Source organism: Compostibacter hankyongensis, assembly GCF_039541075.1.
Taxonomy (GTDB): Bacteria; Bacteroidota; Bacteroidia; order Chitinophagales; family Chitinophagaceae; genus Compostibacter; species Compostibacter hankyongensis.
The window spans coordinates 306,599-321,231 of record NZ_BAABFN010000022.1; the positions used below are offsets into that span (position 1 = coordinate 306,599).

15 protein-coding genes and 1 other RNA gene are annotated in these 14,633 nt (G+C 53.4%); 6 read left to right on the forward strand and 10 right to left on the reverse strand.

The window, feature by feature from the left end:
- Positions 1-31 precede the first annotated feature (31 nt).
- Entirely contained in the window at positions 32-517 is a 486-nt protein-coding gene (locus ABD851_RS17325; protein WP_344981677.1) for an META domain-containing protein, read from the reverse strand.
- A 49-nt stretch (positions 518-566) separates the two neighbouring features.
- Positions 567-1,475 (reverse strand): NAD(P)-dependent oxidoreductase, encoded by a 909-nt coding sequence (locus ABD851_RS17330; RefSeq protein WP_344981679.1) that lies wholly within the window; start codon positions 1,473-1,475, stop codon positions 567-569.
- 157 nt (positions 1,476-1,632) lie between these two features.
- On the opposite strand from ABD851_RS17330, the gene ABD851_RS17335 reads away from it, so the two are divergent.
- Positions 1,633-2,631 (forward strand): YpdA family putative bacillithiol disulfide reductase, encoded by a 999-nt coding sequence (locus tag ABD851_RS17335; RefSeq protein ID WP_344981681.1) that lies wholly within the window; start codon positions 1,633-1,635, stop codon positions 2,629-2,631.
- Positions 2,632-2,634: 3 nt separating this feature from the next.
- On the opposite strand, the gene ABD851_RS17340 is transcribed toward ABD851_RS17335, so the two are convergent.
- Positions 2,635-4,341, reverse strand: coding sequence for a DEAD/DEAH box helicase (locus tag ABD851_RS17340; RefSeq protein ID WP_344981683.1), 1,707 nt, complete (start codon positions 4,339-4,341; stop codon positions 2,635-2,637).
- Between the two features lie 64 nt (positions 4,342-4,405).
- Entirely contained in the window at positions 4,406-4,861 is a 456-nt protein-coding gene (locus ABD851_RS17345) for a hypothetical protein (RefSeq protein ID WP_344981685.1), read from the reverse strand.
- A gap of 60 nt (positions 4,862-4,921) precedes the next feature.
- Here ABD851_RS17345 and ABD851_RS17350 point away from each other — a divergent pair, with 60 nt between their 5' ends.
- On the forward strand, positions 4,922-5,128 hold the full coding sequence (locus tag ABD851_RS17350) for a hypothetical protein (protein WP_344981687.1): 207 nt from the start codon (positions 4,922-4,924) through the stop codon (positions 5,126-5,128).
- A gap of 71 nt (positions 5,129-5,199) precedes the next feature.
- Positions 5,200-7,179 carry a glycoside hydrolase family 97 protein gene (locus ABD851_RS17355; RefSeq protein WP_344981689.1) on the forward strand — a complete coding sequence of 660 codons (1,980 nt, stop codon included), beginning with the start codon at positions 5,200-5,202 and terminating at the stop codon, positions 7,177-7,179.
- Positions 7,180-7,233: 54 nt separating this feature from the next.
- Here the strand turns inward: ABD851_RS17355 and ABD851_RS17360 are convergent, their stop codons facing one another.
- Positions 7,234-8,049, reverse strand: a complete 816-nt coding sequence (locus ABD851_RS17360) for a CPBP family intramembrane glutamic endopeptidase (RefSeq protein WP_344981691.1) — start codon at positions 8,047-8,049, stop codon at positions 7,234-7,236.
- Between the two features lie 133 nt (positions 8,050-8,182).
- Here ABD851_RS17360 and ABD851_RS17365 point away from each other — a divergent pair, with 133 nt between their 5' ends.
- Positions 8,183-8,644: a helix-turn-helix transcriptional regulator gene (locus ABD851_RS17365; RefSeq protein WP_344981693.1), complete on the forward strand. Its 462-nt coding sequence runs from the start codon at positions 8,183-8,185 to the stop codon at positions 8,642-8,644.
- Here the strand turns inward: ABD851_RS17365 and ABD851_RS17370 are convergent.
- The 5 genes from ABD851_RS17370 to ABD851_RS17390 form a co-directional block, all read right to left on the reverse strand.
- Positions 8,618-9,256, reverse strand: a complete 639-nt coding sequence (locus tag ABD851_RS17370; RefSeq protein WP_344981695.1) for a putative polyvalent protein kinase domain-containing protein — start codon at positions 9,254-9,256, stop codon at positions 8,618-8,620. The genes ABD851_RS17365 and ABD851_RS17370 overlap by 27 nt on opposite strands.
- Positions 9,257-9,631: 375 nt before the next feature.
- Positions 9,632-10,007: a transfer-messenger RNA gene (gene ssrA / locus ABD851_RS17375) on the reverse strand.
- A 133-nt stretch (positions 10,008-10,140) separates the two neighbouring features.
- Positions 10,141-10,839 (reverse strand): response regulator transcription factor, encoded by a 699-nt coding sequence (locus ABD851_RS17380; RefSeq protein WP_344981697.1) that lies wholly within the window; start codon positions 10,837-10,839, stop codon positions 10,141-10,143.
- Between the two features lie 53 nt (positions 10,840-10,892).
- Positions 10,893-11,684: a DUF3108 domain-containing protein gene (locus ABD851_RS17385; protein ID WP_344981699.1), complete on the reverse strand. Its 792-nt coding sequence runs from the start codon at positions 11,682-11,684 to the stop codon at positions 10,893-10,895.
- A 5-nt stretch (positions 11,685-11,689) separates the two neighbouring features.
- Positions 11,690-12,682: a lysylphosphatidylglycerol synthase domain-containing protein gene (locus tag ABD851_RS17390; protein ID WP_344981701.1), complete on the reverse strand. Its 993-nt coding sequence runs from the start codon at positions 12,680-12,682 to the stop codon at positions 11,690-11,692.
- A 90-nt stretch (positions 12,683-12,772) separates the two neighbouring features.
- On the opposite strand from ABD851_RS17390, the gene ruvC reads away from it, so the two are divergent.
- Complete coding sequence (gene ruvC, locus ABD851_RS17395) at positions 12,773-13,342, forward strand: crossover junction endodeoxyribonuclease RuvC (RefSeq protein ID WP_344981703.1); 570 nt, start codon at positions 12,773-12,775, stop codon at positions 13,340-13,342.
- Position 13,343: 1 nt separating this feature from the next.
- The gene (locus tag ABD851_RS17400; RefSeq protein WP_344981705.1) at positions 13,344-14,633 is read left to right on the forward strand and encodes a sensor histidine kinase; all 1,290 of its coding nucleotides are present in this window, start codon (positions 13,344-13,346) and stop codon (positions 14,631-14,633) included.

Sequence of the window (14,633 nt, forward strand, 5' to 3'; positions counted from 1 at the left end):
AGCTGTATGGAATATCAGACAAAGGCCGGCCTTACTGAGCCGGGGCTGCCGGCGGCAGCTGATTGGCCGTATCCGATGCAGTGGCTTCAAAAAAGATCAGCGGCTCCTGGCCTTTGAACAGGTACAGTTTTTTGCCTTCTATATGGTAATGATCGGCTTCGTTCAGCGCCTTCAGCATAAAGTCTTCAAGCTCCATCCCACTCTGGCAATACATTTTAGTGCTCAGCGTCTGGAAATGTATGGTGCTTTTTTCCCCGGTCGAATAGCTCCCCCCGATACCATTGCATCCGGCAAAACCGGAAATACTTTTTTTGTCAGAGTTAAGGTAAATATATACCTCCTTGCCTCCCGCGGGAAGCACTACCGGCTGGCCTTTCATCTCCGTCAGCACCCAGCGGGTATCCTCAAGCGCCGCGGTTTTTTTGCTTTTGCCTCCCGAGGCGGACTTCTGCGTGCCGCATGCGCCGAGCAACAGCGCCAGGCTGAGAAACAGTATACCGGATCGTACTTTTTTCATCAGATAGAATTTATAATGTTTTGTTGAGTGACACACAAACCGCAGGACGTTATGACAAGCCCGCTTCTTCCTGGGCGATGAGCGAAAAAGCCGACCAGTCCAGCTGCTCCCTTCCCTTGGCTTTGCTTTGCTGCATACGTTCCTTCACCAAATTGGCCACCGGCATACGCACGCCGCGGTTACCCGCCGCATCCAGCACCAGGTTGAGGTCTTTCAGCCCCAGCTCCAGCGAAAAGGCCGCCGGCTCAAATTGCCGCTGCAGGATAAGCTTTCCGTAATTCTTTACGACCGGGCTGTTAAAAAGACCGCCGGAGATCAGCTCAAAAAGCGTGGAAGAAGATACGCCGTTTTTTTCCGCCAGGGCAAAGGCTTCCGACAGCACCTCCACGTTGGCGCCGATCATAAAGTTGACGCACAGCTTGGCCACATTGGCAGCAGCCGGCTTTTCACCGAAATCGTGAAGCTGCGCTGCACCCAGGTCCTTCCAATAACCTGCCACCTGTTGTTTGGCTTCCGCATTGCCGGCCAGGCAGATGTGCAGCTGCCGGCTTCTTGCCGATTCTGGCCGGCCCATTATCGGTGCAGCCAGGTAATAGCTGCCGTGCTGCTTATGCAGGGCCGTCAGCTCGTCGGCCAGGGCCGGGGATATGGTGCTCATGGATACATGCACCCCGCCGGGCCGCATATGAGCCAGTATACCGTCTTCTCCGGTAGTAATGCTGCGCAGGGCCTCGTCGTTGGATACCAGCGAGAAGATCACGGAGCAGCGCCCGGCCAGCTCGGCCACCGTATTCATGACCACCGCCCCCTTGTCCTGCAGGGCAACCGCCTTGCTGCGGGTACGGTTATAAAGATGCAACACCTGTTTTTTTTCCAGGAAATTCTCCGCCACCGGCTCTCCCAGCCTGCCCAAGCCGATCCATCCTATACTTCCCTTTTCACGCTGATCGTCTGTCATATAACGTTGTTTTAAACATTGAAATTACGGCTTTATCCGTAAAAGTACAGGATTTTCAATGCCGTAACCCACCTCCGGATCGGGCATGCGGGACATATCCGCCCTACTCAACCCGGAAGGCCGTAACTTTGTTTCCCTTAAGAAACAACACGTATCCATGAGCATGCAGGAAAAACAGGATCTTATCATCATCGGCGGCGGCCCCATCGGGCTGGCTTGCGGACTGGAAGCCCGCAGAGCAGAACTCAATTACCTGATTATCGAAAAAGGATGCCTGGTAAATTCCATTTATCACTATCCGGCCAACATGACTTTTTTCTCCACCTCCGAGCTGCTTGAGATCGGTGGTATTCCTTTCGTCTCCAATAATCCCAAGCCCACCCGCCCGGAAGCGCTGGAATATTACCGGCGCGTGGCGGTTACCGGCCAGCTGCGGCTGCACCTGTTCGAACGGGTGGACCGGATCGAAAAAGCGGAAGACGGCTACTCCGTGATAACGGAGAAAGCCGCGTATCCTACCACCGCGGTCATTATCGCTACCGGATTTTACGATATACCGGTAAAGCTGAACATCCCGGGAGAAGCGCTGCCCAAGGTACGGCACTACTACGATGAGCCGCATTTCTATGCCATGCAGAAAGTAATCGTTGCCGGGGCCAACAACTCCGCCGCGGATGCGGCGCTGGAAACCTGGCGGAAGGGAGCGGAGGTCACGATGGTGATCCGGGGCGAAGGCATCGGCCCGCGGGTGAAGTACTGGAAAAAGCCGGATATCGAAAACCGGATCAAGGAAGGCAGCATCAAGGCCTATTTCAACTCAAGACTTACCGCCATCCGGGAAAAGGAAGTCGACCTGATGACGCCCGACGGTCCCCTGACGCTGCCCAACGACTATGTGATTGCCATGACGGGATACCAGCCCGATTTTTCCTTTCTTGAAAAAACGGGTATTTCCCTTTCGGAGGACAGCAAACGCTGCCCCGCTTATAATCCGGAAACGATGGAAACCAACTTAAAGCATATCTATCTGGCGGGTGTGGTTTGCGGGGGAATGGAAACCCACGTATGGTTTATCGAGAACTCGCGCGTGCATGCGCAGAAGATCATCCGGCAGATCATAAACGAACGGGCTGCCGCAGCCGGCGCCCCTTCCTGAGGCCTATGGCCTGTTGCGGTACCGGGGGCCTCTTCCATACGAAGCGCCACCCTGCCCCTGCTGGGGTCCGCCGGAACGGTCAGCCAGGTTCATCCGGATCTGCCGCCCTTTCATCTTCCGGCCGTCCAGCGCGCGGATCATCTGCTGGGCGGCATCGGTATCGATCTCCACAAAGCTGTTCATTTCTTTCAGGTCGATCCTTCCCAGCACCTGTTTCGGCAGATCGCTCATATCGAGGATAAACTGCAGGAAGCTGGCTTTGTAGAATCCGTCTTTGCTGCCCACGTTTATGAATAAACGTACTTTTCCGCTTTCGGGACGATACCGGTCCTGCCCGCGGTCACGGTCGCGGTAAGGAGTATCCCGGGTCGTGCGCCGCTCCGTCCTCGCATTCAGATCGGGAGCGTCGCGGTAATATTCGAGGAAACGGTTAAATTCCAGCGAAGCCATACGCGTAAGCAGCTCTTCCTTGCTCATATCCGCAAAACGTTCGGTGAGCTGAGGCAGATAATGCTCATAATCGCCATGGGAGATATCCGCATCGTGTATGCGGTCGATAAAGTGAAAAAACTGCTTTTCGCATACTTCCTTTCCGGAAGGCACCGGCTTGCGTACGAAACGCGCCTTGACCAGCCTTTCTATCTCGCGCAGCTTCCCGGTCTCCCGCATATGGATCAGGGAGATGCAGGTGCCGGAGCGCCCTGCCCGGGCTGTACGTCCGCTCCGGTGCGTATATACTTCCGTATCGTCGGGAAGAGCATAGTTGATCACATGGGTGATGCTGTCCACATCGATGCCGCGGGCAGCCACATCCGTGGCAATAAGCAGCTGCAGGGTGCGGTCCCGGAAATCTTTCATCACCTTGTCCCGCTGCGGCTGCGAAAGATCGCCGTGCAGCGCGTCGATGCCGTATCCTTCACGACGGAGCTTGTCGGCGATTTCCTGCGCATCGGCTTTCGTACGGGTAAAGATGATACCATACATCTCGGGATGATAGTCCACGATCCGCTTTAAGGCTTCGTAACGGTCATGCGCCGAGGTCATATAATATTCATGGGAGATGTTGGCGGCGGCGGTGTTCTGCCGGCCGACGGACACTTCCTTCGGGTTTTTCATAAAGCGCGCGGCAATACGGCGCACCCCTTCGGGCATGGTGGCCGAAAACAGCCAGGTAGAAAGACGGCTTACGGTTTTCTCCAGGATGTAATCAATATCATCCCGGAAGCCCATGTTCAGCATTTCGTCCGCTTCATCCAGCACTACCTGCTGCACGGTGCCCAGGTCCACGGCCTTGCGTTCGATGAGATCGATCAGCCGCCCCGGAGTGGCGATGATCAGCTGTACGCCCTGTCTGAGCTGCCGGATCTGCGGACCGATAGAGGTGCCCCCATAGACGGCAATGGCACGCACTTTGGGGAGATAGCGGGCAAAGACCTCGAGATCGGCGGCGATCTGCATGCACAGCTCACGCGTGGGCGCCAGCACCAGGGCCTGCACCTCCCGGCTGTCCGTATCGAGATGCTGCAGCAACGGCAGGCCGAAAGCCGCGGTTTTGCCGGTACCCGTCTGGGCCAGCCCTACAAAGTCCTGTGTCTGGGCTAATAAGCAGGGGATAGCCTGCTGCTGGATGGGAGTAGGTTCCTGAAAACCCCGTTCGGCAATCGCCTGGATCAGTTCCGCACGTAACCCCAACGCTTCAAATGCTTGCATGAAGTATCTTATTACAATATTCTGGCGGCAAAGGTAGGTTAAAAAACCCGCTTCGCCCATTTCCTCAGCGGTCTTTCCCCTCCAGGCGGTCCACATACGAAAGCGTGCCCAGGCGAACAGAAAGGGGTACGTGCAGGCGTTTTTCGGTCTGCCACTCCATTTTACAGAAAAATCCGTAACACCGGTCGTAATAAAATCCGGACGGAAGCCGGTTCCCATGGCCGGGAGCACCGGGCGGAAGAGCGGCAGACAGGGGCAGCGGTACAAAAGCCGCAACGGCATCCGCTGAAGAAGGGGCAGCGGGACGGCGCAGGACCTCCTGCAGGGTAGCCGGTTGCGGCAAGGTCATCGGCGCTCTTGCCGGTTGCGGCAAGGTCATCTGCCTGCCCGGCGGCTGCGGCAAAGCCAGCGGCCCGCCTGCCTGCTGCGCTGCGGCAGGGAACACCGTCAGGGCAATCAGCCCCGCGCAAAGCACCAGGCGCTGCTGATCTTTCACCGTTATCCGGACAATCCTGAACATATATCAAATGTAAGGAATTCCGGCGGTTCACCTGATGATCGAAACCGCGAAGGCGGACGAATGAAGCCCCAAAAGCAAACAAGTTTGCTTTTGGGCGGAATGAAGAACGCCGCACGCATCAGCGTGCGCGGTTTTGATTCCCTGCATGGGAAAGAAGGAATCAGCGGAGCGGCTGGAGGCTGCGAAGCTAATTCCGGCGGTTCACCCGCCGATCAAAACCGCGAAAGCCACGCTTCCTATTCCTCTATCCGGATAAAAGCAATTTGAAAAATAACCCCGTACAATGTACCTTACGGAACGGCAGCTTGTATACCGTTTATCGCTAAACTCTCATCATAATGCGTTCGTTCCTGAAGCTTACCGTTTTTTTTCTGCTTACGGGTCCTCTTTCCCTGCCGGCCCAACAGTCCGTCCGGCTCAGCTCGCCCGACGGCAGCATCCGCTTTGCATTCCGGTGTACAGACAGCCTGCCGGTCTACGAAGTATTCTTTAAGGAGAAGAATATCGTATACCCCTCTCCGTTAAGCCTGGACTTTGCAGAAGGAAGTTCTTTTGGTCGCAATATAAAGATGCTGACGCCTGTTTTCCGGGAAGGTGCGGACCGTTATGAGCTGGTCACCGGTAAGACAAAATCGGTAAACGACAGGTACCGGGAAGTGAAGATAGCCCTGAAAGAGCAGACCGGAGCCGGGAGAGAAGTGGACCTGCGGGTGCGGGTGTATAACGATGGCCTGGCATTCCGTTATGAGCTGCCCGAACAGGGGAACCGCCGGTCCTGGACCCTCATGGAGGAAAACACCACCTTTAACCTCGCGGGTGATCCGAAGGTGCTGGGCATGTTTCTGCCGGACTTCACCACCTCCCACGAAGGCCGTTACAGCGATCTGCCGCTCAGCCGGATAAAAGAGGATACGCTGATGGACATGCCTGCACTGTTCACCTTTCCGGACAGCGTCTACCTGGCCATCACCGAAGCGGCCCTCATCGATTATGCGGGCATGTACCTCGCCAGACACGGGAATATGCTCCGGAGCCGTCTGTCGCCGCTGCCCGGGCAGCATGGCATCAAGGTTAAGGCCAGACTGCCCCATCACTCGCCCTGGCGGGTGATGATGATCGGCAAAGAACCGGGCACGCTGATCGCCTCCAATATCCTGACCGATCTCAGCCCGGCCTGCCGCATAAAAGATGTTTCGTGGATCCGGCCCGGCAAAACGGATTTCCACTGGTGGAACGGGGACGTGGTGCCCGATACCACCTTCGCACCGGGCATCAATTTCGAAACCAACCAGTATTATATCGACTTTTGCGCGGAAAACGGCATCCCCTATCATACGGTGATCGGGTATGGCGGCATCGCCTGGTATCAAAACGACGGCATCAGCTATCAGCCCGGTCCGCACTCCGATGTCACCCGTCCCCTGCCGGGCCTCGACATGCAGCGGATATGCGATTATGCCCGAAAAAAGGGCGTGGGTATCCGGGTATGGGTGCACTGGAAGGCGCTCTATCCGCAACTGGAGCAGGCTTTCACCCAGTTTGAAAAATGGGGCATCAAGGGCATGATGGTGGATTTTATGAACCGGGACGATCAGGAAATGGTCAACATACAGCTTGAGATCCTGGAATCAGCGGCGAGGCATCATCTGCATATCCAGTTCCACGGTGCTTATAAGCCTACGGGCCTCAGCCGTACCTATCCCAACGAGTTTACGCGGGAGGGAACGCTTAACTACGAAAACGACAAGTGGGGCAACCCTATCACGCCGGACGACGATCTCAATATAGCCTTTACAAGGCTGCTGGCCGGATCAACCGACTACCACCTCGGCGGGTTCCATGCGGTGACCCCGGAAAAGTATAAGGCCCGATACACCCGTCCTCTCGTACTGGGCACCCGCTGTCACATGCTGGCCATGTATGTGATCCTGGAAAATCCCCTCGGCATGGTCTGCGACTACCCGGACGCCTACCTTGGGCAACCCGGTTTCGACTTCCTGAAGGTTGTTCCTACCGTGTGGGACGAGACCCGTGTGCCCCTTGCTGAGCCCGGCAAATGGCTGACCATAGCCCGGCGCAAAGGCAGGGATTGGTTTGTCGGCAGCATTACCAGCTCTTCCGGCAGAAACGTATCACTGCCTTTGACATTCCTGCCGCCCGGCCACTACCAGGCCCTGATCTGGTCTGACGCGCCGGATGCTGCAACACACCCCAACCACCTGGTAAAAACAGAACGCTCCGTGCAGCCCTCGGATATACTGCAGCTGCAGCTGGCACCCGGCGGCGGCCAGGTCATTCACCTCCGGCGTACGGATTAACGGTCGTTATCTTTTCAGTCTTGCTTTTCGTTAGATCTTTGGGAGTTACCCCGACTACCGCTTTTTCGGCCATTTCCAGATCACCCAGGTGAAAAGGAGGAAACAGATGAAAGTAATCATGTAGCCGATAATAACATGAAATTGGGAAGGATCTTGCCTGGGGTCAGGACCTGTAAGGATGAAAAGCACACCGTTGGATGGCCGGGCATTGGGGCCTTCCATACTTGCAGAAAATAAATAGTGTTCTGCCCAGTTATTGCCTAAATGGATGCCGATCGGGAAATATAAGGTCCCTGATCTGAGCAGCGCAGTTGAAAACAGCAAATGTCCGAAAGCCGTTGTAATCAACCCAAGCATTAAGCCATAGTTTCCCCAGGCGTTAAACGCTATCCAGTGCCATACGATAAAGAGAAAAGCAAAAATCAAGTTGGCTTTCGGGATGCCGGCATGATCAACAGCCTTTTTAAAACAATATCCTCTGAAGATCAGCTCTTCAATACACACGGCCTGAAATAAAATAAATATGCCGCCTGCTATTAATGTATAATCCGCATTTTTATTAAAACGGATATGTATCCCGTTATGAAGCATTTGTGCAAAAAGAAGAACGCAAAAAAATAAGATTCCTACAATAATGCCCAGGGGAAGGAAGTAAATATTTCCCTGTTTGAAGTTAAGGCCAAGTTCGGATAAACTTTTGCCTTCCCATCTGTATAACAGTCCTGTTAACAGTAAAAGCAGGACGGCGGAGAAATAACCCACGACAGGGTTATAACCACCTATAAAGCTAAAAATAAAGGGAACCGCAAAAAAAGCGATAAATAATAATAACAGGGTTAGTGCGGGATGGGCATTCAGGAGTTTTTTCATTTTGGGAATAATTGGTTAGACCTCTATGAGGGATTATAAAAAACCAAATATATTATCTTTAGGTGTCTGAAAAAGACGTCATTGGGCAATGACGCATATATGACGTTGAATGTCGCAAATCATTCTCTAAACGATGGACAGCCATAAAAGAGAAAAAATCGCCAGGCTTGTAAAAGAGGGCCGCACCGGCAAGGGCTATACCCAGCAGGAGCTTTCCGAAATTGCCGGTCTGAGCCTGAGATCCATACAACGGATTGAGAATGCAGAAGTGCTGCCGAGGATGTATACCCTGAAATTGCTGTCACGACATTTGGATTTTTCCCTGGAAATGCTGGATGGTGAGCCTTTCTCCCCAGGTATGGCGGTGCAGCAATCCGGATCTGAGCCATCTCCCCTGAACGTGCCTGTTTCCCGGCAACCCAATCATCAGCAGAAGATCATTCTGACATTTGGCATTGGGGCCGTCCTGGCGCTGCTTTTGATGGCATTTCTGGCGCAGTCTCCCGGCTTTCCGGAAACGGATTTTGAGCTTTTCCTGTTGCTGGTGGGGGTGATAGGATGCTATATCCTAACGCTTCTTATCATTTGGAGGTGAGCTGCGCACATCATCTTTAGCTATTACATTTTCATCATGCATATCCTCTAACAACAAACCCAATGCCTCATTGTAATAGTCCTGGTGTTTTACATTCACAAAACCATTAAAAACCAACAATTGTTTAATGGCATTAAGTTCTGCCTGTTCCCCTTCAACGAAAGATTGTTCCAATACGACACAAAGGTTCTTATTGTTGTTTTCAGTGAAGCCAAGGAGTGAGTATGCAGTATTCGGGAACAGCAAATTATGAATAACAAGGCTATTAAAATATTCTAACCAAGTTGCATAATAAATGCCATCATTAACTTTAATAACATGGCGTCGATCCTTGGCAAGGTAGACTTCCGCTTCCCCTCCTCTGGTCAGGTATTGAGAACCTGACGGCAAAGAGGGAAGCCAATGTCCGGTCTTGTCAGCATAAGCTTTTAAGAAGCCTGCCTGCTTTTCTTTGAGGATTGCCTTACTTTCGAATTCGCTTTTAACAGTTGTATCTGAGCCAAAGCTCTGGCATAGGAGATTTCTGACCGTTGTGCAATGATCTCCTTCCCCTTCAAGGAAAGCTCCTCTAACGATATCCTGTAATTTCTTTTGGGACTCATCACCAGTCATTTATGCAATAATAAGAAAAATGGCGAATAATAGGAATAGCCGGGTGTTCTGACTTTCCCAACCGCTTATAAAAGTATTGAAGACCAATAGGTAAAGATAGTAAGCGGACAGGGTTGGTTACACTGCCTCGTTAACCCTTTATTTTTACAAATCTACCCATTAAATGGAAAATCGCGGGATTAGCTTCACAGCCTCCGGCTGTTCCGCTGATCCCTTCTTTCCCATGCAGGGAATCAAACGGATGGCTGCTGCGCAGCCCGTAAAATGCTGCGCATTTTACCAAACAAAGGGCTCTCCCCCAAAACGCAAGCGAGCTTGCGCTTTGGGGGAGAGCCCTTTGTTGTTCCGTTTGATCAGTTGTTCCGTTTGATCATCAGGTGGAGCCGGCGGGATTCGAACCCGCGTCCAAACATATTCCTCAAAAGCTTTCTACATGCTTATTTACGCATTGGGGTGTCGGGACTTGGCCGGGGCGTAACAAACCAACCGCATCCTTATCCGTTAGGGCTTCGGTATACCCTCACGGAAACCAGGTATACCTATCCTGCCGGGTTTGATGATTCAGCGGCGGGAGCCAGGGCAGGCTTTGGCTCTCAGCGGCTATAATGACTGGCTAATCGCTGATTAGGCAGCCATGGCGTAGTTAGATTCGCCATTTAAAAGTTCGAGCATTCAGATTTACGTGCTAATTACCCAACGCACGGCATGCTTACACTTTCAAAGACCTATGCTGTCAAAACCAGACGACCCCATAATCCAGAACGGAAACCGGCACAGCTACCGGCCCGCCTCTTGGTGAAATATCCTGCAAATTTCATGCAAATCCCTCATCCGGCCAAAAAGCGGCAATAATGACAGAAAATGCCGAAAAAGGTCAACCCCGATCATTTTACCACCAGCCGGAAACCATTGCCGTGGATGTTTACGATCTCGATATCCGGATCATCCCGCAGGTATTTCCGCAGCTTGGCAATGTATACGTCCATACTGCGCCCGTTGAAATAGGTGTCGCTGCCCCATATCTTCTTGAGGGCCACATCCCGGGGCAGCAGATCGTTCATCTGCTCGCAGAGCAGCTTCAGCAGCTCGTTTTCCTTGGGTGAAAGGGTATGGGAATCGCTCGCCCGGCTGAGGGTGCGCAGACGGGCGTTGAAATGATAGCTGCCCAGCTCGTATTCCACCTGCTCGCTGTCCCGGTGGGTCAGCTCCTGGTTGCGCTTCAGGATGGCTTTTATTTTCAGCAGCAGCAGCTCGCTGTCGAAAGGCTTGGTGATATAATCGTCCGCCCCCAGCTTATAGCCCTGGATAATATCGTCCTTCATGCTTTTGGCCGAAATAAAAAACAGCGGGATGTCCGGGTCTACATTCCGGATCTCCTCGGCGAGGGTAAATCCGTCCATATTGGGCATCATGACGTCCAGCAGGCAAAGATCGAACTTCTCCCGGCGGAAGGCTGCCAGGGCCAGGATGCCGTCGCGGCTCAGCTCTACTTCATAATCGTTGAGCTCCAGGTAGTTTTTTAATACCATTCCCAGATTGGAATCGTCTTCGGCAAGCAGAATCTTAGGTTTATGATCTTCCATAATGACGTATTTTATGGTAAACAAAGGTATATTTCGGGCACAACGCGTTCCGCTCAACGGCGGCCGATCATCGAGCTCAGCGGATACCGCAGATGCTGGTACCCGATCATATCCACCTTGATGCTGCCGACGGTAATGGGGCTGTTTATACGCAACGGAATATGGTTCCGGTCGTCGCTTACCCAGACCGTCATCTTTTCGCCCCCTTCAAAGATCGTCCCCTTGATCAGCAGCGGCTTTATCTTGATGGCATTGAACTTTCCGTAGCGGGTGCTGACCTGCTCCTTACCCATATAGCGGATATAGATATTGTAAACCTCATCGTCCAGGAACATGGCAAAAGGGATCTTGTCGCCCGGATTGTATTTTCCGAAATCAATATTCCGGGCATAAAATACCGAGCTGATCACATCCTGTATGCAGGCCGGCACCTGATGCGTGCCCTTCAGGCTGACCGCCGTATGCTGCTCCTGGTTGAAGGTCACATCCTCGTGTTTTTTATACCCTCCCTCGTTGATATTGCGGATAAACCGCAGGGGAAGCAGATTAGCGGTATCGACATATGTTTCGTAGCGGTCCCTTACCTTGAATATCCAGTCGTAGGAGCCGTAGGTCCTCCCCTCGCCTACCACATGGTATACCGGCCGGCCTTTCATCTGTTCCAGCGTGGTATTGAAGGTGGCTTCGCCGGCTCCCACAAAGATGCTCCCGAGATTGTAATATACCTTCAGGGTAATCTTTTCCCCGGGCTGGAAAGAGATGTTGCTCAGGCCGCAGAAATTCTGCGCCTGTCCCGCTGCGGAGAAGACCAGAAAAAGCATCATCAGTCGGACCCTTTTCTTCATATCGGTCATTTGTCGCTGAAGACTTTTATACCCAATATCAGCACACTGCCTACGATGGCCGGTATAATAAGGTTGATAAACCAGATACCGAAGGTTGCAGCAATAATACCTACTTTATTCGGACTGAGCAAACCCAGGAAGTACAGCCCGATCTGCCCCCGTATGCCCAGTTCCGCAATGGCGACCGTGGGCACCAACGCCATGGCCAGGTACACCAGAAAGATCATCAGCAGGCCCTGCCACCATAGGATATCCACGCCCAGCAGCCAAAGAAGGATAAGGAACTGCAGCGAAAAAACGAGGTACCGGACCACCGACAGCAGCAACAACTTTCCCAGCTCATCTTTTGAGAACCGGTCCAGCACCTTTACATAGCCGCGCAGGCGCCGCAGCGCCCGTATCCGCTCAAAAAGGGTTACAAAAAGATGCAGCCTGAAATACAGGAAAAGCGTGACCACCGCGGAAAGGACCATCACCCCTATCAAAACGGCCTTCCAGGCGCCCGACAGTGCCGAACTGCCCGTTCCGGGGAAAATAAGGTTGTCGATATAATAGGCCAGACCGGCCAGACCGAAAAGGATGGTTACGATCAGCTGGCTGAAGCTGCCGACCAGCGTCACGGTAATGGCCCGCAGCTTGTTGATATGATGTACATACAGGATACGTCCCCCGTATTCCCCGATCCGGTTGGGGGTATTGACAGAAAGGGAAATGCCGGACAGGATGGCATAAAAGGCCCGGCGAAAGGGGATGCGCTCAAGCGGATTCACCAGCAGCTGCCATTTCCGGGCTTCCAGACCCCAGTTGACCGCCATCATCAGACAAACGCCCAGCAAGGCCAGCAGAGAAGGTCCCTGCACCACCTCCCGCAGCTCCCTGAGGGCCAGCTGGAGGTTTTCCTGGTAACGCACCTGGTGAAAAAGCGACCAGGAAAGCCATGCAAAGAGACCGATACCGATCCCATAGTTGATGATTATTTTGGTACTTTTGCTGAGCACGGCAAATTTTAACAAACGTACGGTAATAAAGCGATTACAACAAGCCTGTATAAAAACCGTGCCGCTGCTGCGCCGCACATTGCCTGATCCATGAGCCGTCTGCCTTCCGGTCATATCATCCTGGGCATAGATCCCGGTACCCAGCTGATGGGGTTCGGCCTGATCGCCGTACAAAACCGGCAGGTCCGTCTGCTTGAGATGGGTGTGCTGAAGCTGGCGCTGCGCCAGGATCACTACGAGCGGCTGCAGAAGATACACGAACGGGTAGCGGGGCTGATCCGTGAGTATCGTCCGGATACCTTTGCCATCGAGGCTCCCTTTTTCGGCAAGAACGTGCAGAGCATGCTGAAGCTGGGCCGCGCCCAGGGAGTAGCCATTGCCGCGGCCATGCAGGCCGGCATCCCCGTCACCGAATATTCCCCCAAAAAGGTAAAGCAGGCCGTCACCGGCAACGGCAATGCCAATAAGGAACAAGTATGGCTGATGCTGCAGCGTCTGCTCTCCTTTGAGGAAAAGCCGCAATATCTCGATGCCAGCGATGCCCTGGCCGTAGCGCTCTGCCACCATTTCCAGCAGAGTAACCCCCTCGCCGCCGCCGCGTCCGCCCCGGGAGGATGGGCCGCCTTCATCGCCCGCCATCCGGAAAAAATCCGGAAATGACATGAGACCTTCTACCCTGAAGAAGATCATCGCCGCCATGACCGTACTGATCATACTGGTCATGGGGGCGCAGCTGTACTGGCTGAAAAAGACTTACACGCTGGAGGAGCAGGAGTTCAACGTAAAGGTCCACGCCGCCCTCCGGTCCGTGGTGGAGTCCGTTCGTTTTTCCCGGAAAGACACCGCCCCTTTTGCCGACGAAGTGGAACAGGCGGGACACAATTATTATATCGCCAATACAAAATATGCGGCAGACAGCACCGAGGTGGTCTTTTTATTAAAAAAGGCTTTTGAAGAATACAATGTATTTACCAGCTTCAAATTCGGACTTTACCGGAGCAGCACCGGGCAGATGGAAGATGTCGGGTATATCCGCTCCGCCCCTACCGGCAGCGAAGACTCCACCGCCCGGCTGACCGTTGTTCCGAAATCTTTTAATTATGTGGGTGTGCTGTTCCCCGGCCGGGAGAGCTTCCTGCTCCGGGAAATGGGCTTCTGGATATTTTCCACCATCCTGCTGCTGGCCGTGATCATCGGGTTTGTCATCAGCATCTTAAAGCTGTTTCGCCAGAAGCAGCTTTCTGAAGTACAGAAAGACTTTATCAACAACATGACCCATGAGTTCCGGACGCCCATCGCCACCATACAACTCTCTACCGAAGTGCTCAAAAATGCGACGCCGGTACGATCGGACCAGCGGCTTTCCCGCTACGCCCGCATCATCGGCAACGAAATCAATCACCTCGGAGAGCAGGTGGAACGCGTGCTGCAGGTAGCAAAAACCGAAAAGCACAATATCCAGCTGAAAAAGGAACCGGTGGATATCCACGAGGTGATCCGGCAGTGTATGCTGGATTTCGAAGCGGTGCTCCGCCGCAAAAAGGGGCATTTCCATCCGCGGCTTGAAGCCGCCCACCCCGTGCTGATACTGGATGCCCTCCATTTTAAAAACATCCTGTTCAACCTGATCGACAATGCCATTAAGTATGCCCCGCAACCCGAGATCACCCTCACCACGGCTGATCACCGCCAGGGCGTGAGCATCTCGGTGGCAGACAACGGCATCGGCATTCCCCGGCAGTACCAGCAGTTCCTGTTCACCAAATTCTTCCGGGTGCCGACGGGCAACCTGCACGAGGTAAAAGGGTTCGGATTAGGATTGAATTATGTAAAATTGTATACCAAAGCCATGAAGGGTGAGGTAAAAATGGAGAGCGATCCCGGTAAAGGCAGTATTTTTACGATCTGGTTCCCGCAGGGCGACCCCGCCGGCCGTAAAGTCCGGCCCTGA

Coding starts and splice junctions, on each gene's coding strand:
- ABD851_RS17325 (WP_344981677.1), bottom strand. CDS start 517: ATGAAAAAAGTACGATCCGGTATACTGTTTCTCAGCCTGGCGCTGTTG.
- ABD851_RS17330 (WP_344981679.1), bottom strand. CDS start 1,475: ATGACAGACGATCAGCGTGAAAAGGGAAGTATAGGATGGATCGGCTTG.
- ABD851_RS17335 (WP_344981681.1), top strand. CDS start 1,633: ATGAGCATGCAGGAAAAACAGGATCTTATCATCATCGGCGGCGGCCCC.
- ABD851_RS17340 (WP_344981683.1), bottom strand. CDS start 4,341: ATGCAAGCATTTGAAGCGTTGGGGTTACGTGCGGAACTGATCCAGGCG.
- ABD851_RS17345 (WP_344981685.1), bottom strand. CDS start 4,861: ATGTTCAGGATTGTCCGGATAACGGTGAAAGATCAGCAGCGCCTGGTG.
- ABD851_RS17350 (WP_344981687.1), top strand. CDS start 4,922: ATGAAGCCCCAAAAGCAAACAAGTTTGCTTTTGGGCGGAATGAAGAAC.
- ABD851_RS17355 (WP_344981689.1), top strand. CDS start 5,200: ATGCGTTCGTTCCTGAAGCTTACCGTTTTTTTTCTGCTTACGGGTCCT.
- ABD851_RS17360 (WP_344981691.1), bottom strand. CDS start 8,049: ATGAAAAAACTCCTGAATGCCCATCCCGCACTAACCCTGTTATTATTA.
- ABD851_RS17365 (WP_344981693.1), top strand. CDS start 8,183: ATGGACAGCCATAAAAGAGAAAAAATCGCCAGGCTTGTAAAAGAGGGC.
- ABD851_RS17370 (WP_344981695.1), bottom strand. CDS start 9,256: ATGACTGGTGATGAGTCCCAAAAGAAATTACAGGATATCGTTAGAGGA.
- ABD851_RS17380 (WP_344981697.1), bottom strand. CDS start 10,839: ATGGAAGATCATAAACCTAAGATTCTGCTTGCCGAAGACGATTCCAAT.
- ABD851_RS17385 (WP_344981699.1), bottom strand. CDS start 11,684: ATGAAGAAAAGGGTCCGACTGATGATGCTTTTTCTGGTCTTCTCCGCA.
- ruvC (WP_344981703.1), top strand. CDS start 12,773: ATGAGCCGTCTGCCTTCCGGTCATATCATCCTGGGCATAGATCCCGGT.
- ABD851_RS17400 (WP_344981705.1), top strand. CDS start 13,344: ATGAGACCTTCTACCCTGAAGAAGATCATCGCCGCCATGACCGTACTG.